Origin of the sequence: Streptomyces sp. NPDC048018 (assembly GCF_043202995.1) — a bacterium.
GTDB lineage: Bacteria > Actinomycetota > Actinomycetes > Streptomycetales > Streptomycetaceae > Streptomyces.
The window spans coordinates 788,173-806,380 of the sequence record NZ_JBIDBK010000004.1; the positions used below are offsets into that span (position 1 = coordinate 788,173).

At 72.1% G+C, this 18,208-nt stretch carries 15 protein-coding genes; 12 read left to right on the forward strand and 3 right to left on the reverse strand.

The annotated features are described in order from the left end of the window. Positions 1 to 14: 14 nt before the first annotated feature. Entirely contained in the window at positions 15 to 833 is an 819-nt protein-coding gene (locus tag ACGF1Z_RS19670; protein ID WP_393005546.1) for an alpha/beta hydrolase, read from the reverse strand. Between the two features lie 234 nt (positions 834 to 1,067). On the opposite strand from ACGF1Z_RS19670, the gene ACGF1Z_RS19675 reads away from it, so the two are divergent. The 5 genes from ACGF1Z_RS19675 to ACGF1Z_RS19695 all read left to right on the forward strand — a co-directional run bounded on the left by ACGF1Z_RS19675 (position 1,068) and on the right by ACGF1Z_RS19695 (position 6,339). Next, complete coding sequence (locus tag ACGF1Z_RS19675) at positions 1,068 to 1,829, forward strand: response regulator transcription factor (RefSeq protein ID WP_393005548.1); 762 nt, start codon at positions 1,068 to 1,070, stop codon at positions 1,827 to 1,829. Positions 1,830 to 1,890: 61 nt separating this feature from the next. Continuing rightward, positions 1,891 to 2,913: a LacI family DNA-binding transcriptional regulator gene (locus tag ACGF1Z_RS19680; RefSeq protein WP_393005551.1), complete on the forward strand. Its 1,023-nt coding sequence runs from the start codon at positions 1,891 to 1,893 to the stop codon at positions 2,911 to 2,913. Between the two features lie 143 nt (positions 2,914 to 3,056). Further along, a complete protein-coding gene (locus tag ACGF1Z_RS19685; protein WP_393005553.1) occupies positions 3,057 to 4,145 on the forward strand; it encodes a S1C family serine protease in 1,089 nt (362 codons plus the stop codon). 20 nt (positions 4,146 to 4,165) lie between these two features. Next, positions 4,166 to 4,909, forward strand: a complete 744-nt coding sequence (locus ACGF1Z_RS19690) for a response regulator transcription factor (protein WP_393005555.1) — start codon at positions 4,166 to 4,168, stop codon at positions 4,907 to 4,909. After that, positions 4,906 to 6,339 (forward strand): sensor histidine kinase, encoded by a 1,434-nt coding sequence (locus tag ACGF1Z_RS19695; protein ID WP_393005557.1) that lies wholly within the window; start codon positions 4,906 to 4,908, stop codon positions 6,337 to 6,339. The genes ACGF1Z_RS19690 and ACGF1Z_RS19695 overlap by 4 nt, the downstream gene beginning before the upstream one ends. Here ACGF1Z_RS19695 and ACGF1Z_RS19700 read toward each other — a convergent pair. Further along, positions 6,304 to 7,164 carry a phosphatidylinositol-specific phospholipase C gene (locus tag ACGF1Z_RS19700; protein WP_393005559.1) on the reverse strand — a complete coding sequence of 287 codons (861 nt, stop codon included), beginning with the start codon at positions 7,162 to 7,164 and terminating at the stop codon, positions 6,304 to 6,306. The genes ACGF1Z_RS19695 and ACGF1Z_RS19700 overlap by 36 nt on opposite strands. 375 nt (positions 7,165 to 7,539) lie before the next feature. Continuing rightward, the gene (locus ACGF1Z_RS19705; RefSeq protein WP_393005561.1) at positions 7,540 to 9,375 is read right to left on the reverse strand and encodes a bifunctional metallophosphatase/5'-nucleotidase; all 1,836 of its coding nucleotides are present in this window, start codon (positions 9,373 to 9,375) and stop codon (positions 7,540 to 7,542) included. Between the two features lie 147 nt (positions 9,376 to 9,522). Between ACGF1Z_RS19705 and mshD the strand changes: the two genes are divergently transcribed. The 7 genes from mshD to pstA all read left to right on the forward strand — a co-directional run bounded on the left by mshD (position 9,523) and on the right by pstA (position 18,201). Beyond that, positions 9,523 to 10,449 carry a mycothiol synthase gene (gene mshD, locus ACGF1Z_RS19710; RefSeq protein ID WP_393005563.1) on the forward strand — a complete coding sequence of 309 codons (927 nt, stop codon included), beginning with the start codon at positions 9,523 to 9,525 and terminating at the stop codon, positions 10,447 to 10,449. A gap of 486 nt (positions 10,450 to 10,935) precedes the next feature. Continuing rightward, on the forward strand, positions 10,936 to 13,173 hold the full coding sequence (locus ACGF1Z_RS19715; protein WP_393005565.1) for an RNA degradosome polyphosphate kinase: 2,238 nt from the start codon (positions 10,936 to 10,938) through the stop codon (positions 13,171 to 13,173). Beyond that, on the forward strand, positions 13,160 to 14,221 hold the full coding sequence (locus ACGF1Z_RS19720; protein ID WP_393005567.1) for a CHAD domain-containing protein: 1,062 nt from the start codon (positions 13,160 to 13,162) through the stop codon (positions 14,219 to 14,221). Before ACGF1Z_RS19715 ends, ACGF1Z_RS19720 begins: the two co-directional genes overlap by 14 nt. Continuing rightward, entirely contained in the window at positions 14,218 to 14,688 is a 471-nt protein-coding gene (locus ACGF1Z_RS19725; RefSeq protein WP_393005569.1) for an NUDIX hydrolase, read from the forward strand. Before ACGF1Z_RS19720 ends, ACGF1Z_RS19725 begins: the two co-directional genes overlap by 4 nt. 217 nt (positions 14,689 to 14,905) lie before the next feature. Continuing rightward, positions 14,906 to 16,039: a phosphate ABC transporter substrate-binding protein PstS gene (gene pstS, locus ACGF1Z_RS19730; RefSeq protein ID WP_393005571.1), complete on the forward strand. Its 1,134-nt coding sequence runs from the start codon at positions 14,906 to 14,908 to the stop codon at positions 16,037 to 16,039. 120 nt (positions 16,040 to 16,159) lie between these two features. Beyond that, positions 16,160 to 17,134 carry a phosphate ABC transporter permease subunit PstC gene (gene pstC / locus ACGF1Z_RS19735; RefSeq protein WP_393005573.1) on the forward strand — a complete coding sequence of 325 codons (975 nt, stop codon included), beginning with the start codon at positions 16,160 to 16,162 and terminating at the stop codon, positions 17,132 to 17,134. After that, complete coding sequence (gene pstA / locus ACGF1Z_RS19740) at positions 17,131 to 18,201, forward strand: phosphate ABC transporter permease PstA (RefSeq protein WP_393005575.1); 1,071 nt, start codon at positions 17,131 to 17,133, stop codon at positions 18,199 to 18,201. The genes pstC and pstA overlap by 4 nt, the downstream gene beginning before the upstream one ends. Positions 18,202 to 18,208 lie beyond the last annotated feature (7 nt).

An 18,208-nucleotide genomic window follows, 5' to 3' on the forward strand; every position in this document is an offset into this window, starting at 1 on the left:
CCCCCCATGATGGGCTATGGCCGGGTGAGCCAGGTCCCGAGGCGGTCGAGCAGTTCGTCGGCGGCGGCGTTCTCGGCGTGGCCCATGCCCCGCTCCAGCCACAGTTCCAGCGGGGTGCCCGCGGCCTCCGCCGCGGCCGCCAGCATCCGGGGGTGGTCGACCGGGAAGTACGGGTCGCGGTCGCCGTGCACGACGAGCAGCGGGGTGGGTGCGATCAGCGGCACCGCCTCGAACGGTGCGAGCGGCACCGGGTCCCAGTCCCGGCGGTCGATCCGGGTGCCGAGCCCGTAGCGCCCGACCAGCCGGCCCACCGGCCGGGTGATCACCCAGTGCACCCGGCGCATGGCCGGGGTCCCCCGGTAGTACCAGCGGGCGGGGGCGGAGACGGCGGCCACGGCGTCCGGGCGGGCGTCCGTCCCCCGCTCCAGGGCGGCCTGCCGCAGCACGACCGAGCCACCCATCGAGAAGCCGACCGTCGCCACGCGCGCGTGGCCGAGCTCACGGGCCCAGCGGACGGCGGCGGACAGGTCGAGGACCTCGCGGTCGCCGACGGTGGAGAGGCCGCCGGAGCGGCCGTGGCCGCGGAAGGAGAAGGTGACGACGTTCGCATGGCGGCGCAGGACCTGGGCGGCGCGCCGCAGCGCGGGCCGGTCGACCGAGCCGGTGAAGCCGTGCGCCACCACGACCGCCGTATCGGTGACACTGGCCGTGCAGGGTTCGTAGACCGCCTCGATCCGGACATGGTCAACAGTGCGCAGGATGGCGCGCCGGGTGACGGAAGTGAGCGAGGAAACATCCACCATGTGAAATCGGCCCTCTGCCGCGGAAGTCATGTGAGCTATTCTGCTGTCAGAGGATCCGGGCAACGCAGCCCCCGGGTCCTTTTGTGTTTTCCGACCGTTGTTACGAGCAGATGAACAAACGCTCTCGGGGCGCGAGAGCCACACGTGAGCGACCCAGCAGTGCCGCAGACGTCCTCGCAGGGACCGAGGAGGAACCGACGTCATGGACGAGCGAACGACGCACGACCGACCGACGACACACGCGACCCCGGCAGGGGGGACGCGATGAGCTCTCTGCTGCTGCTCACCAACGCCCTCCAGCCGTCGACCGAGGTGCTTCCCGCCCTGGGTCTGCTGCTGCACAACGTGCGCGTGGCACCCGCCGAGGGGCCCGCGCTCGTGGACACGCCGGGTGCCGACGTGATCCTCGTGGACGGGCGGCGCGACCTGCCGCAGATCCGCTCCCTCTGCCAGCTGCTGCGCTCCACCGGCCCCGGCTGTCCGCTGGTCCTGGTCGTGACGGAGGGCGGCCTCGCGGCCGTCACCGCCGACTGGGGCATCGACGACGTGCTGCTGGACACGGCGGGCCCGGCCGAGGTGGAGGCGCGGCTGCGGCTCGCGATGGGCCGCCAGCAGATCGTCGCGGACGACTCCCCGATGGAGATCCGCAACGGCGACCTGTCGGTCGACGAGGCCACGTACAGCGCCAAGCTCAAGGGCCGGGTCCTGGACCTCACCTTCAAGGAGTTCGAGCTCCTCAAATACCTCGCCCAGCACCCGGGCCGGGTCTTCACCCGCGCCCAGCTCCTGCAGGAGGTGTGGGGCTACGACTACTTCGGCGGCACCCGAACGGTCGACGTCCACGTCCGGCGGCTGCGGGCGAAGCTCGGCCCCGAGCACGAGTCGCTCATCGGCACCGTCCGCAACGTCGGCTACCGCTTCGTGACGCCGGAGAAGCCGGACCGCACGGAGGGGCGGCCGGAGGCGCGGGCCGAGGCGCGCGTCAAGGAGGACACGCGGGAACTCACTCCCGTGGAGGACCGTTAACGTGGCGTACGCCACAGTGCGACCTGCCGGTAGCTAGGTCACCACGCGTAGACTTCCGCGCGTGGCCAAGGTGACGCGGGATGACGTAGCGCGACTGGCGGGTACTTCGACCGCGGTCGTGAGTTACGTCATCAACAACGGACCCCGGCCGGTCGCCCCGGCCACGCGCGAGCGTGTCCTCGCCGCCATCAAGGAGCTGGGGTACCGGCCCGACCGGGTCGCCCAGGCCATGGCGTCCCGGCGGACCGACCTCATAGGCATGGTCGTGCCGGACGCGCGGCAGCCGTTCTTCGCGGAGATGGCGCACGCGGTCGAGCAGGCCGCCGCCGAGCGCGGGAAGATGGTGCTCGTCGGCAACTCCGACTACCGCACCGAGCGCGAAATCCACTATCTGCGCGCCTTCCTCGGCATGCGGGTCTCCGGACTGATCCTGGTCAGCCAGGGCATGAGCGAGCAGGCGGCGAGCGAGATCGAGGCCTGGGACGCCCGTGTGGTGCTGCTGCACGAGCGCCCCGAGGCGATCGACGACGTCGCCGTCGTGACCGACGACATCGGCGGTGCCCAGCTCGCCACCCGGCACCTCCTGGAGCACGGGTACCCGTACGTGGCTTGCATGGGCGGCATCCCGAACACCCCGGCCGTCGGCGACCCGGTGGCCGACCACGAGGAGGGCTGGCGGCGCGCCATGCAGGAGGCCGGCCTGTCGATCGAGGGCCGGCTCTTCCAGGCGCCGTACAACCGCTACGACGCGTACAAGATCGCGCTGGAGGTGCTCTCGGGCCCCGACCGGCCGCCGGCCATCTTCTGCTCGACCGACGACCAGGCCTTCGGGGTGCTGCGGGCGGCCCGCGAGCTGCGGATCGACGTGCCGTCGGAGCTCGCGGTGGCGGGCTTCGACGACGTCAAGGAGGCGGCGCTGAGCGACCCGCCGCTGACCACGGTCTACTCGGACCGCCCGGCGATGGCCCGGGCGGCGGTGGATCTGGTCCTCGACGACTCGCTGCGGGTCGCCGGGTCGCGGCGCGAGCGGGTCAGGCAGTTCCCGTCGGCGCTGATCGTCCGCCGCTCCTGCGGCTGCGGCTGAGCCGCACCGGGCGCCCCCGGGGCGGGGGCGAGGCCCTCGCACCCCGGCCGGGCGCCCGTCTTTATTTCGGGCATACAGGGTTCTGTCGGGCTTCTCAGCCCCTCCTCAGACCGTTCTCATGTACGGCTCCGAGAGTCGTGGTCATGACGGACGACACGCAGCCCCAGCCACAGCAGCAGCCGTACTACCCGCCGAGGCCGCCGTACGACCCGGCGCAGCCGATCACCACCGAGCCCGGCACCACGGTCTGGCCGTCCGGTGGGCACGTACCGTCCGGTGCCCACGTCCCGCCGCCCATGGGGCCGGCCGGGCCGGCGGGCGCCTTCCCGGCCGCCCCCACCCCGCACCGCCGGGCCCGCCGCGGCGTCGGCCTGATGGCCGCCGTGGCGCTGGCCGCCGCGGTGATCGGCGGCGGCACCGCGACCCTCGTCCAGCAGTGGACCGCCGACGGCGGCACGAGCGCGTCGAGCGCGGTGAACGGCACGACCGTGTCGGCGGGCGACAAGGGCACGGTCGCCGGGGTCGCCCAGGCCGTCTCGCCCTCCATCGTGGAGATCTCCGCGAGTTCGAGCGCCGGCAGGTCCACCGGCTCGGGCGTGATCATCACCGGCGACGGCGAGATCGTCACCAACAACCACGTCGTCTCCGGGGCCTCCCAGGTCACGGTGCAGACCTCCGACGGGAAGACCTACGACGCCGAGGTCGTCGGCACGGACCCCGACAAGGACCTGGCGCTCGTCAAGCTGAAGGGCGCCTCCGGCCTCAAGGCGGCGACGCTGGGGGACTCGTCGCGGGTGCGGGTCGGTGACGAGGTCGTCGCGATCGGCTCCCCCGAGGGTCTGACCGGCACCGTCACCAGCGGCATCGTCTCCGCCCTGGACCGCGACGTCACCGTCGCCAAGGACGACGGCGGCCGGGACGAGAGCCAGGGGCGGCAGTACGACCCGCGCCAGGGCTGGCCGTTCGAGTTCGGCGGACAGCAGTTCAACGGCGACACCGGCTCGTCGAAGACCACGTACAAGGCGATCCAGACCGACGCCTCGCTGAATCCGGGGAATTCCGGCGGCGCGTTGATCAATATGAACGGCGAGATCGTCGGAATCAATTCGGCCATGTATTCGCCCAGTTCCTCGAGCGGTTCCTCGGCCGGCAGCGTCGGTCTCGGATTCGCGATCCCGGTGAACACCCTCAAGGCCGACCTCGACGACCTGCGCTCGGGCGGTGCCGGCTGAGCACGTGGGACGCTGAGCCCATGACGGGACAGCGATACGCATCCGAAGGCGCCGAACGCATCCTCATCGTCGACGACGAGCCCGCGGTGCGGGAGGCGCTCCGCCGCAGCCTCGCCTTCGAGGGATACGGCACCGAGGACGCCGTCGACGGACTCGACGCGCTGGCCAGGATGGAGTCGTACCGCCCCGACCTGGTCGTCCTCGACGTCCAGATGCCCCGTATGGACGGCCTGACGGCGGCCCGCCGGATCCGGGCCGCCGGTTCGACCGTGCCGATCCTGATGCTGACCGCCCGCGACACCGTCGGCGACCGGGTGACCGGGCTCGACGCGGGCGCCGACGACTACCTCGTGAAGCCCTTCGAGCTCGACGAGCTGTTCGCCCGGATCCGCGCCCTGCTGCGGCGCAGCTCGTACAGCGCGTCCGCCGCCCCGGCGGCCGCCGAGGGCGAGGTGCTGTCCTTCGAGGACCTGCGGATGGACCTGGCCACCCGGGAGGTGACGCGCGGCGGGCGCCCGGTGGAGCTGACCCGGACCGAGTTCACGCTCCTGGAGATGTTCCTGGCCCATCCGCGGCAGGTCCTCACCCGTGAGCAGATCCTGAAGGCCGTGTGGGGCTTCGACTTCGAACCCAGCTCGAACTCGCTCGACGTGTACGTGATGTACCTGCGCCGCAAGACGGAGGCCGGCGGCGAGCCGCGCCTCGTCCACACCGTGCGCGGGGTCGGCTACGTGCTGCGCGGCGGCGGTGGAGGCGGGGAATGACCGGCCCCGTCGCCTGGTTCCGGTCCCGCCCGCTGCGCTCACGGCTGGCCCTGCTCACCGCGCTCGCGGTGGCCGTCGCGGTGGCGGCGGTCTCGCTGGCCTGCTGGTTCGTGACGCGGGCGCAGCTGGAGCACGAGCTGGACTCGGCGCTGCGCAACAGCAAGGTGGACAACGGCTATCTGAACCTCGTCCTCGCCGGCTGCCGGAACGGCCGGCAGGCCCCGCCGCTGCCGCCGTACACGGTGCAGGTGATCCTGGTCGACGGCACGGTCTGCACGTCCGGCAGGGCGCCGATCCCGGCGCAGACCTCGGACGTGGCGGTGGCCCGCGGGCTGCTCACGGACGCGCTGCACACGACGAGGGACGAGGACGGGCGCGAGATGCGCGTCTTCACCTACGCCGACCCGAACCGGCCCGCCATGGCCGTCTCGCTCGCCCGACCGCTGTCCGAGGTGGACAACTCGATGTCGACGCTCGGCTGGGTGCTGCTCCTGGTCTCCGGCATCGGTGTCGTCGGCGCGGGCGCGGCCGGTCTGTGGGTGGCGCGGACGGGTCTGGCGCCCGTGGACCGGCTGACCGGGGCGGTCGAGCACGTGGCGGCGACCGAGGACCTGACGGTGCGGATCCCGGTGGAGGGCGAGGACGAGATCGCCCGGCTCTCGCGCTCCTTCAACGCGATGACCGCGGCGCTCGCGACCTCCCGGGACCGGCAGGCGCAGCTGATCGCGGACGCGGGCCACGAGCTGCGCACGCCGCTGACCTCGCTCCGTACGAACATCGAGCTCCTCGCCCGCAGCGAGGAGACCGGCCGCGCGCTGCCGCCGGACGACCGGCGGGCGCTGATGGCCTCGGTGAAGGCGCAGATGACGGAACTGGCGGCGCTGATCGGCGACCTTCAGGAGCTGTCCCGGCCGGAGGCGGTGACGCCCGGCCCGCTGGAGGTGGTGCCGCTGCACACGATCCTGCGCTCGGCCCTCGACCGCGCGCGGCTGCGCGGCCCGGAGCTCGGCTTCGAGACGGACCTCGCGCCCTGGTACGTACGGGCGGAGCCGGCCGGGCTGGAGCGCGCGCTGGTGAACGTCCTGGACAACGCGGTGAAGTTCTCGCCGCCGCGCGGGACGGTCGAGGTGCGTCTGATGCGCGGGGAGCTGACCGTGCGCGACCACGGACCCGGCATCGCGCCCGAGGAACTCCCGCACGTCTTCGACCGCTTCTGGCGCTCCCCGTCGGCGCGCAGCCTGCCGGGCTCGGGGCTCGGTCTGTCGATCGTGGCGCGCACGGTCGGTCAGGCGGGCGGCTCGGTGGAGCTCGCGGCGGCGGAGGGCGGCGGCACGGTGGCGACGGTGCGGCTGCCGGGGGCGCCGACACCGCCGCCGGCGGTGGACGAAGGGCGGTCAGTTGTGCCGGATGAGGGACTCGACGAGTCCTGAACGGGTGTGGGGGTAGTCCATCGGGACGATCCCCAGCCCCTTCCAGCCGGCTCCCTCGCCGTCGAGGAGCGAGTGGACCTGCGGGTTGAGGCGGTCGGCGTTCCAGCGCGGCGGGAGTCCGGCCGCGGTGGACACGAAGTTGACGTAGAAGGGGCCGGGCCGGCCGGCGGCCTTGCGGAACTGGTCGCGGATCTTGGGCCACTTGGCGAAGGGCTCGGCCTGGTAGTCGTCCTGCACGTCGAAGTACGTGCCGTCCGCCCAGCGCAGGCCCGGCAGGCCGCCGTTGTCGGCGAGGAGGACGACCCGTCCGCGGGCCTCGCCGAGGGTGGGCACGCCGGAGCCGATCCGGAAGAGGGGGCGCCAGCCGCGGTTGTCGAGGTAGTCGTCGAAGACCGCGCGGAAGGTGGCGTCGGACTCGGAGGAGTACTCCTGCTTGACCCGCATGAGGACGGTCTCGGAGGGGTGGGCGGCGAGGAAGTTCGCGCAGGCGACGAGGACGTCGCCGAACATGAGGTTCTGGTAGAAGGACCCGTGGTGGACGGCGAAGGAGCCCCCGGTCACCCGGCACCGCACGTCCAGGAACCGGATGCCGCTGTCCAGTTGCTGGGCGATGGTGGTGTTCTGGCATTCGGTCCAGAGGCCGCCGAAGCGGGCGCCGGAGTCGTGGGTGCCGGGGATCGTGAGCTTCTGGAGCGGGGTGGGGTCGCCGTGGGCAGCCATCCAGTCCTGCGTCCCGAGGGCGGTGGCCGCCCGGGCGGAGGGGGTGCCCACGATGAGGGCGGCACCGGCTGCGGCGGCGCCCGCGAGAAAGCGTCGTCGGTCCATGGGCGGCACTATGGCACTGCTTGACGTGCTCCTGCCATAGCCCTGCGCGGAGCAGTTACCGTCGGGTACGCGGAGCCGGTCGCTCCGCCGGGGCGATCCGGTCCGCGAGCGCGCGCAGCCCGGCGGCGATCTCGTGGCGTCCGGGGCCGCCTGGGGATCCGTCAGCCCCTGCAGCATCACCCCGCTCGGCAGCGCCCCGTGCACCGAGCCGAGGCCGGCCCTCGCCCGCCCCGCCCCCCGCGGCCGAGGCCCCCGCCGAGCCGGCCCCCGCCGCCCCGCCACGGGCCGTCCCGGAAACGCCGGAAGGGCGGCACCCGCCGAGGCGGGCACCACCCTTCCGTTCGTCCGGCTGCCGCCCGGAGGCGGCGTCGCCGTCTACTGCACGACGGTGATCCGGTTCGCCGCCGGCACCTGCAGCGGCGCCGAGGGCGAGGAGTTCGCCGCCAGGTAGGCGTTGAAGACGTCCAGGTCCGAGGCGCCGACCAGCTTGTTGGTGCCGGTCGCCAGGGCCGGGAACCCGTCGCCGCCGCCCGCGAGGAACTCGTTCATCGCGACGCGGTAGGTCTTCGCCGGGTCGATCGGCTCACCGTTCAGCTTGATGCTGCCGTCGACGACGCGGTCCGCGCCCGCCTTCGTCATGTCGAGCGTGTAGGTGAGGCCCTTCGAGACCTGGAGGATCTTGACGGAGTTCAGGTTCGAGCCGCTGACCTGCTGCTTCAGCGCGGCGATCAGGTTCGCGCCGGAGAGGTCGACCACGTTCATCATGTTGGTGAACGGCTGGACGGTGAAGGACTCGCCGTAAGTCACGACCCCGTCGCCCTCGGCGCCGGCCTGCTTGTAGACCAGGTCGGCACGGATGCCGCCCGGGTTCATCAGGGCCAGCTGCGCGCCGCCCTTGTCGGCCGGGGACAGGCCCGCGAGCTGCGCGTCGGCGATGACGTCGCCGAGCGGCTTCTCGTACGCCGTGGAGCCGCGGCCGTTGATGTCGGCGGCGATGTAGCCCTGGGGCCGGCCGGCGATCGGGGCCGCGAGCGTCTGCCAGTCCGCGATCAGCTTGGTCATGTCCGCGGCCTTGGGCACGTCACGGGTGACGACGTGGTTCGCCGAGGCGACCGCGGTGCGGACGATGTCCCTGGTGCGGCGGTCGTAGGTCAGCGTCGTGTCGGTGTAGAGCTTGCCGAACGAGGACGCCGAGGTGACCAGGCGCGGCTTGCCCGCCGGGTCCGGGATGCTGCACACGTACGCCTGGTGGGTGTGGCCGGTGACCAGCGCGTCGACCTGCGGCGAGACGTTCTTCGCGATGTCGACGATGGCGCCGGAGACGCCCTCGCCCTCGCCGTCGCCGTCCCCGTCGCAGTTGTAGTTGACGGCCTGCGAGGCCGGCAGGCCGCCCTCGTGGACCAGGGCGACGATGGACTTGACGCCCTTGCGCTCCAGGATCTTGGTGTACTTGTTGATCGTCTCGACCTCGTCGCCGAACTTCAGGCCCTTGACGCCCTCGGCGGTGACGACGTTCGGGGTGCCCTCCAGGGTCACGCCGATGAAGCCGATCCGGACGCCGTCCTTCTCCCAGATGAAGTACGGGTCGAGCAGCGGCTTGCCGGTCTTCTCCTTCGTCACGTTGGCCGCGAGGTAGGGGAAGTCCGCGCCACGGAACGTCTTGCCGTCCACGTAACAGCCGGCGGTCGGGTGGCAGCCGCCGTTCTGCATGCGGGCCAGCTCCGCGGCGCCCTCGTCGAACTCGTGGTTGCCCACCGAGGTGACGTCCAGGTCGAGCCCGTTGAGCGCGTTGACCGTCGGCTCGTCGTGGAAGAGACCGGACAGGAGCGGCGACGCGCCGATCATGTCGCCGGCCGCGGCCGTGATGGAGTAACGGTTCCCCTGACGGGCCTGGCGCAGGTGCGTGGCCAGGTACTCGACGCCGCCCGCGTCGACCTTCTCGGTGGTGCCGTCCGGCTTGACCCGGGTGACCTGGCCGGAGGAGCCGGCCGGCGGCTCCAGGTTGCCGTGGAGGTCGTTGAAGGAGAGCAGCTGGACGTCGACCATCCGCCCCCACCCCTTGCCGTTGGTGCCGTGCGAAGCACCCGCGGCGTCCACGCCGTCCTGCGACGCACCGGCCGGCATCGCGGCGACGAGCGCCCCGATGGTGGCAAGGCCTGCCCCGGCGACGAGAATCCGCCGCCCCGCCGTGTTCTTCTTCCTGGCTGCCATCGCGCTTGTTTCTCCCCTTCGCCGCATGGCCGGTCTGCCAGCGCAGCCTAGAGTCAACGCGCGTAGCGCAACAGGGGTTGGCCGGTTACGAGCTGGTTGCCTTTGTCTTCCCGCGAGGCGGCACGTGCCCGCCGTAGGCTCGTACACATGACTTCCGACGCGGCGCCGGCCCTCGAACCCGGACGGCAGATCACCAGCTACGAAGAACTGAACCCCGAGCAGGTCCAGGACGTGCTCGAACTCCTGGAGGCCGCCGACCGCGCCGACGGCGCGCACGCCGTGTCCGAACAGGGACGGCTGTATCTGCGCCACGGCCGGCGCGAGGGCGTCCGGCACTTCCTCCTGACGGTGGGCTCCCACCTCTACGGCTACGCCCAGCTGGAGGAGACCGACCCGGTCGAGGCCCCGGCGGCCGAGCTGGTCGTGCACCCCTCGCACCGGGGCCGCGGCCACGGCCGGGCGCTCGGCACCGCCCTGCTCGACGCCTCCGGCAAGCGGCTGCGGGTCTGGGCGCACGGCGGGAAGTCGGCGGCCCGGCACCTGGCCCAGGTGCTCGGCCTGACCCTCTTCCGCGAACTGCGGCAACTGCGGCGCCCGTTGACGCCGCTCGACATCCCGGAGCCGACGCCGCCCGCGGACGTCGTGATCCGGACGTTCATGCCCGGTCAGGACGACGCGGCCTGGCTCGCGGTCAACGCGGCCGCCTTCGCCCACCACCCCGAGCAGGGCTCGCTGACCCAGCGGGACCTGGACGACCGCATGGCGGAGCCGTGGTTCGACCCGAAGGGCTTCTTCCTCGCGGAGAAGGAGGGGAAGCTGGTCGGCTTCCACTGGACCAAGGTGCACGCCGAGGAGCAGCTGGGCGAGGTGTACGTGGTCGGCGTGCTGCCCGACGCCCAGGGCGGCGGCCTCGGCAAGGCCCTGACCGCGATCGGCCTGCGGCACCTGGCGGCCCAGACACTGCCGACGGCGATGCTGTACGTGGACGCGGACAACACGGCGGCCGTGCGGGTGTACGAGGGGCTCGGCTTCCGGACCCACACGGTGGACCTGATGTACCGCACGGAGTCGTAACAGGCCGTACGAAGGGGGCGGTTGACGCCGCCCCTTCGTCGCGGGGAACGACGCACGACGCCGGAGACCGCCTGGGCGGCGGAGGGCCCCGGGCTGCGCCATGGGGGGGGAAGGCGGGCGCGCCGGACCCCGCGGGAGCGCCACCTCGATCACCCCGAACTCCTGCTCCCGGACGGGCCGCCCGGCAGGGCCCCGAACGGACGGTGTGGCCCGCCCCGGAACGGCCCCGAACGAACCGGGGGACCCGCCCCCGGCAGGCCCCGGGCGGGCCGGTGGCGGGGTCCATGCGGCCCCGCCACCGATTCCCGCACGTCACGTCCTCGTTACCAGCCATTCAGACGCGCTTGCGACGCTCACGCAATGAAGCGCTCCGTGCCCGCGCCCGACCGGGCCCTCTCCCCGGGGAGACTTCCCAAAGGGAGACTTCCCTCCCCCACGGCCCGCTCCGACGCGCCCGACCACCCCTTCGCGCGGAAGAATGGGGTCATGAAGCAGCAGCCCGCCGAGGTCCCGGTCCAGTCGTCCACCCCGACGGCCCCTCAGCCGTCCCTGGGTTCCATAGCCGCCCACCGCCCGAACGCCGTCAACGGGGTGGTGAGCGATCTCGAACCCGATCTCGACGCCGACCTCGACGCGTACGAGGACGACGACAGCGCCGGAGAGCTCCCGCAGGGCCGCTTCCTCGACCGGGAGCGCAGCTGGCTCGCCTTCAACGAGCGGGTGCTGGAGCTCGCCGAGGACCCCACCACGCCGCTTCTGGAACGGGCCAACTTCCTCGCGATCTTCGCGTCGAACCTCGACGAGTTCTTCATGGTCCGCGTGGCCGGCCTCAAGCGCCGCATCGCCACCGGAGTCGCCACCCGCTCGGCCTCCGGGCTGCAGCCCCGCGAGGTGCTGGACCTCATCTGGACCCGCTCGCGCGAACTCATGGCCCGACACGCCGCCTGCTTCCAGCAGGACGTCGCCCCCGCCCTCGCCGACGAGGGCGTCCACCTCATCCGCTGGCCCGAGCTCACCGAGAAGGAGCAGGCCCGCCTCTTCACCCTGTTCCGGCAGCGGATCTTCCCCGTGCTGACCCCGCTGGCCGTGGACCCGGCGCACCCCTTCCCGTACATCTCCGGGCTCTCCCTGAACCTGGCGGTCGTCGTCCGCAACCCGGTCAGCGGCCACCGCCACTTCGCCCGCGTCAAGGTCCCGCCGCTGCTGTCCCGCTTCCTGGAGGCCTCCCCCGAGCGCTACGTCCCCCTGGAGGACGTCATCGCCGCGCACCTGGAGGAGCTCTTCCCCGGCATGGAGGTGCTCGCCCATCACATGTTCCGGGTCACCCGGAACGAGGACCTGGAGGTCGAGGAGGACGACACCGAGAACCTGCTCCAGGCCCTGGAGAAAGAGCTCATGCGGCGCCGCTTCGGCCCGCCGGTGCGCCTGGAGGTCGAGGAGTCCATCGACCCGTACGTGCTCGACCTGCTGGTCCGCGAGCTGAAGGTCTCCGACTCCGAGGTCTACCCGCTGCCCGGCCCGCTCGACCTCACCGGCCTCTTCGGCATCGCCTCCCTGGACCGGCCCGAGCTGAAGTTCCCCAAGTTCGTCGCCGGCACCCACCGCGACCTCGCCGAGGTCGAGTCCGCCTCCGCGCCCGACATCTTCGCCGCCGTGCGCGAGCGGGACGTGCTGCTGCACCACCCGTACGACTCCTTCTCCACCTCCGTCCAGGCCTTCCTGGAGCAGGCGGCGGCCGACCCGGACGTCCTCGCCATCAAGCAGACGCTGTACCGCACCTCCGGCGACTCCCCGATAGTGGACGCCCTCATCGACGCCGCCGAGTCCGGCAAGCAGGTGCTCGTCCTCGTCGAGATCAAGGCCCGCTTCGACGAGCAGGCCAACATCAAGTGGGCGCGCAAGCTGGAGGAGGCCGGCTGCCACGTGGTCTACGGCCTGGTCGGCCTGAAGACCCACTGCAAGCTGTCGCTCGTCGTCCGCCAGGAGGGCGAGACGCTGCGCCGCTACTCGCACGTCGGCACCGGCAACTACCACCCCAAGACCGCCCGGCTCTACGAGGACCTCGGCCTGCTCACGGCCGACCCGCAGGTCGGCGCCGACCTCTCCGACCTCTTCAACCGGCTCTCCGGCTACTCCCGCCGCGAGACCTACCGGCGCCTGCTCACCGCGCCCAAGTCGCTCCGCGACGGCCTGGTCTCGCGCATCAACAAGGAGGTCGCCCACCACCGCGCGGGCCGGCCGGCCTACGTCAAGATCAAGGTCAACTCGATGGTCGACGAGGCCGTCATCGACGCCTGCTACCGGGCCTCCCAGGCCGGCGTCCCCGTCGACATCTGGGTCCGCGGCATCTGCGCCGTACGCCCCGGCGTCGACGGCCTCTCGGAGAACATCCGAGTCCGCTCGGTCCTCGGCCGCTTCCTGGAGCACTCCCGGATCTTCGCCTTCGCCAACGGCGGCGAGCCCGAGGTCTGGCTCGGCAGCGCCGACATGATGCACCGCAACCTGGACCGCCGCATCGAGGCCCTGGTCCGGGTCGCCGACCCCGCCCACCGGGCCGCCCTCACCAGGCTCCTGGAAACGGGCATGTCCGACACCACCTCCTCCTGGCACCTCGGCCCGGACGGGAACTGGACGCGGCACGCGACCGACCCCGAGGGCCAGCCGCTCCGGCACGTCCAGGAGATGCTCATCGACGCGCGGAGGCGCCGGCGTGCACAACCCTGACATCACCTCGGAGCACCCGCCGGGCCTCGTGCCGGACGCCCCGCCCGAGCTCCGCTCCGAGGCCCGCACCGAGGTCCCGTCCGAGCTCTCGGCGGGCCAGGTCCTCGCCCCCTACCTGCACGCCCGCGCCGCGGACTTCCTCCGCGGCCTGCGGCTGCACACCGAGAGCGGCGCCGACACCACCGGCGCCGGGGAGGCCGCCCGCACCCTGCGGGCGGCGGCCCGCCGGATCGGCGGCACCCTCCACACCTTCCGGCCGCTCCTCGACACGGCCTGGGCGGACCAGCTCCGCACCGAGCTGGCCTGGCTCTCCGGCACCCTCGCCCTGGAGCAGGCCTGCACCGCCCGGCTCGTCCGCCTGATGGACGCGCTGTCCCGCCTGTCGAGCACCGGGAGCGGCCCCGTACCGGCCGCCCGCGGCACGGAGAGCAGCAGCCGCGGCCTGACGGTCGGCGCCGCCCGCGCCGGCGCGCTCCTCGACCGCCAGCTCACCCTCGCCCGCACCCGCGCGCACTCCGCCGCGCTCCAGGCCCTGGGCTCCTCCCGCTTCCACGCCGTCGCCGACTCCGTCGCCCTGCTCGCCTCCGAGGTGCCGCTCGGCCCGGCCGGCTCGGCCCGCGCCGTCGAGGTGCTGGACGCGCCGGCGGCGGTGGTCGAGCACCGGCTCCTCGACGCGGTGGCCGCCCTGCCGCTGGCCCGCGCGGCCCACCCGTACAACGCCGAGGCCCTCGCCCTGGCCGCCGGCGAGGCCCAGGACTCCCCCTGGCACCAGACGCGCGGCCTGCTCCGCCTGCACCGCTACGCCGGCGAGGTCCTCCACGGCGGCGAACCGGACCCCGTGCTGTACGAGGCCGGGCGGGCGCTGGACCGGCACCGGGACGCCGCCGAGGCCGCGGCCGCCGCGGCGGCGGCCGCCCGTACCCCGCGCATCGCCCCGGCCACCGCCTACGCCCTCGGCGTCCTCCACGCCGACCAGCGGCACGAGGTGGAGGCGGCCCGCTTCGCCTTCCAGCGCGCCTGGGCCCGCGCGACGGCCCCGGTGCCATGACCGCCCCCGACCCCGTCCTGGCGGCGGGCGGCGTCCTGTGGCGCCCGGCCGGCTCGGGCGAGGGCATCGAGATCGCACTCGTCCACCGCCCGAAATATGATGATTGGTCGCATCCGAAGGGGAAGGTGAAGCGCGGCGAGACGGTGGCTGAATGCGCACTGCGGGAGATCCGGGAGGAGACGGGCCAGTCCTGCGAGCTGGGCCGGCGCCTTCCCACGGTCCGCTACGAGGCGCACGGCCGCCCCAAGGAAGTGACCTACTGGTCCGCCCGGGCCCTCGGCGGCGCCTTCGTCCCCACGCACGAGGTCGACGTCCTCCTCTGGCTGCCTCCGGCGCAGGCCGGCAAGCGCCTGACCCAGCCGAGGGACCGCGAACTGCTCGCCGCCCTCCTCACGGCGGGAGCCGACCGGGGCGTGCCGTCCGGGGCTCGCGGCGCGCGGCCCGCGCACCCGACGGACAGACCCTGAGCCGTCACGGCAGCCTCACGCCGGACCGCACCCCACCTTTCGGCACGGTTCACTTTCCGTTCACCCTCCCCCGTCGACCGCTTCACCTGATCTGCCTAATTTCGGCTGTACCAGGTGCACGGCCCAGTGCCGCACCCACCACCCCGACACGCGCCGCCGTAGAACGTTCAGGACAGCAGGTCCACGGCAAGGCGGCTTCTGGAAGGAACACCCGAAAGTGAAGCTTTCGCGAAACGGGCTTCGCGCCTCTGCGATCGGTGCCCTCGTCGTCTCCGGCGCGCTCGTCCTCTCGGCGTGTGGTTCGGACAACAACAACGAGCCCACCAAGGACGGCGGCAAGACGTCGTCGGCCGCGTCGAACATCAAGTGCGACGGCGCCAAGGGCCAGCTGCTCGCCGCGGGTTCCAGCGCGCAGAAGAACGCGATGGACCTGTGGGTCAAGAACTTCCAGGCCGCCTGCTCCGGTGTCGAGGTGAACTACCAGGCCATCGGCTCCGGCGGCGGCATCACCAAGTTCAACCAGGGCCAGGTCGCCATGGCCGGTTCCGACTCCGCCCTCAAGGACGAAGAGGTCGCCGAGTCGCAGAAGATCTGCAAGGGCGGCAAGGGCGTCAACCTGCCGATGGTCGGTGGCCCCATCGCCATCGGCTACAAGCTGGAGGGCGTGGACAACCTCGTCCTGGACGCCCCCACCCTGGCCAAGATCTTCGACACGAAGATCACCAAGTGGAACGACCCGGCGATCGCCAAGCTGAACCCGGGCGCCAAGCTCCCCGGCTCCACCATCCAGGCCTTCCACCGCTCGGACGAGTCGGGCACCACCCAGAACCTGGGCAAGTACCTCTCCGCCACGGCCGCCGCCGACTGGAAGTACGACCCGAAGACGAAGTCGTGGCCCGCCCCGGGTGGCCAGGCCGCCAACGGCTCCTCCGGTGTCGCCACCGCGGTGAAGGACGCCGAGGGCTCCATCGGCTACTTCGAGCTCTCCTACGCGACCGCCAACAAGATCTCCACGGTCAGCATCAACACCGGTGCCGCCGCCCCGGTCGCCGCGACCACGGAGAACGCCTCCAAGGCCATCGCCGCCGCCAAGATCAAGGGCACCGGCTCGGACCTGGCCCTCTCGCTCGACTACACGACCAAGGCCGAGGGCGCCTACCCGCTCACCCTCGTCACCTACGAGATCGCCTGCGACAAGGGCAACAAGGCGGACACCCTGCCGACCCTGAAGGCGTTCCTCACCTACACCGCCAGCGAGGAGGGCCAGAAGGTCCTCTCCGACGCCGGCTACGCCCCGCTCCCGGCCGAGATCGCCGCCAAGGTGCGCGAGATCGTCCCGACCCTGTCCTGACCCCCGGCCGGGGACGGTCCGTCACCTGACGGACCGTCCCCGGCATCCGGTGCACCGCCGCCAGGAGCCGTACCCACGCCACCGAGCGTCCGTACCGGCTCCGCAGACCGGAGAAAACAGATGGCTACCTCATCACCTGACATACGAAGGAGCCGGCGCGCCAAGAGCGCGTCCCGCCCCGGGGACCGCGTCTTCAGCGGTATGTCCCGCGGCTCCGGCATCGCCCTTCTCGTGATCATGGCCGCGATCGCGGTCTTCCTGACCTATCGCGCCGTCCTCGCGATCTCGAAGGACAGCACGAACTTCTTCACCACCTTCGAGTGGAACCCGGCGGCCAACCCGCCGGTCTTCGGCATCGCCGTCCTCGCCTTCGGCACGGTCGTCTCGTCGCTCATCGCGATGCTCATCGCCGTGCCGGTCGCCATCGGCATCGCGCTGTTCATCTCGCACTACGCGCCGCGCAGGCTGGCCAAGCCGCTCGCGTACGTGGTCGACCTGCTCGCCGCCGTGCCCAGCATCATCTACGGCCTCTGGGGCGCGATCTTCCTCGTCCCGTACCTCGACGGCCTCAACCAGTGGCTCGACCAGTACCTGGGCTGGACGTACATCTTCGACAAGTCCAGCGACGGCGTCGCCCGCAACCTCTTCACCGTCGGCATCCTGCTGGCGATCATGATCCTCCCGATCATCACCAACGTGACCCGCGAGGTCTTCCTCCAGGTCCCGCGGATGCACGAGGAGGCCGCGCTCGCCCTCGGCGCCACGCGCTGGGAGGTCATCCGCATGTCGGTGCTGCCCTTCGGCCGCTCCGGCATCATCTCCGCCTCGATGCTCGGCCTCGGCCGCGCCCTCGGCGAGACGATGGCCGTCGCCGTCGTGCTCTCCCCCAGCTTCGTGCTCTCGGGCCACCTGCTCGACCCGGGCGGCGGCACCTTCGCCCAGAACATCGCCGCGAAGTTCAACGAGGCCAACGAGTTCGGCCGGGACGCCCTGATCGCCTCGGGTCTCGTCCTCTTCGTCATCACCCTGCTGGTCAACGGCGCCGCCCGCATGATCATCGCGCGCCGCAAGGAGTACTCGGGGGCGAACGCATGAGCCACGCCGTACAGGACCGCCCGGTGGCCGCGACCCCGCGCAGCTCCCTCTCGCACGCCCGCCTCCCGCGCTGGACCCCCGCCGCCGTCGCGGTCGGCTCGATCGCCGCCGGCTGCGGCATCGGCCTCGCCGCCGGCTGGCACAGCAAGGTCCAGTGGGGCCTCGTCTCCGCCCTGGTCTTCGTGATCGCCACGTACGCGATCACCACCAAGGTCGAGGGCTCCCGCCAGGCCAAGGACCGCGTCGCGACCAGCCTCATCTGGGTCAGCTTCGTCCTCGCCGTCGTCCCGCTGCTCTCCCTCGCCTGGGTCACGATCAGCAAGGGCCTGGAGGTCCTCGACCCGTACTTCCTCAGCCACTCGATGAACGGCGTCCTCGACGCCGAGGCCGGCGGCGGCGTCTACCACGCGCTCCTCGGCACCATCGAGCAGGTCGGCATCGCGACCCTGATCGCCGCGCCGATCGGTCTGCTCACCGCGGTCTACCTGGTCGAGTACGGCAACGGAAAGCTCGCCAAGGCCGTCACCTTCTTCGTCGACGTCATGACGGGCATCCCGTCGATCGTCGCGGGCCTGTTCATCCTCGCCACCTGGAATCTGATGCTGGGCTTCGGGCCCTCGGGATTCGCCGGCGCGATGGCCCTCGCGATCCTGATGATGCCCGTCGTGGTCCGCTCCACCGAGGAGATGCTGAAGCTCGTCCCGAACGAGCTCCGCGAGGCCTCCCTCGCGCTCGGCGTCCCCAAGTGGCGCACGATCCTGAAGGTGGTCCTGCCCACCGCGATCGGCGGCATCACCACGGGCGTCATGCTCGCGGTCGCCCGTATCACCGGTGAGACGGCCCCCGTACTCCTCCTGGTGTTCGGTACGAAGCTCATCAACCCGAACCCCTTCGAAGGCGCCCAGTCCTCCCTGCCGCTCTACGTGTACGAGCAGTACGCGGTCGGCACCGACGCCGCCGTGGCCCGCGCCTGGGCCGCAGCGCTCGTCCTGATCGCCTTCGTCATGATCCTCAACCTGGTGGCCCGCGGCATCGCCCGCTGGAAGGCCCCCAAGACCGGCCGCTGACCGCGGC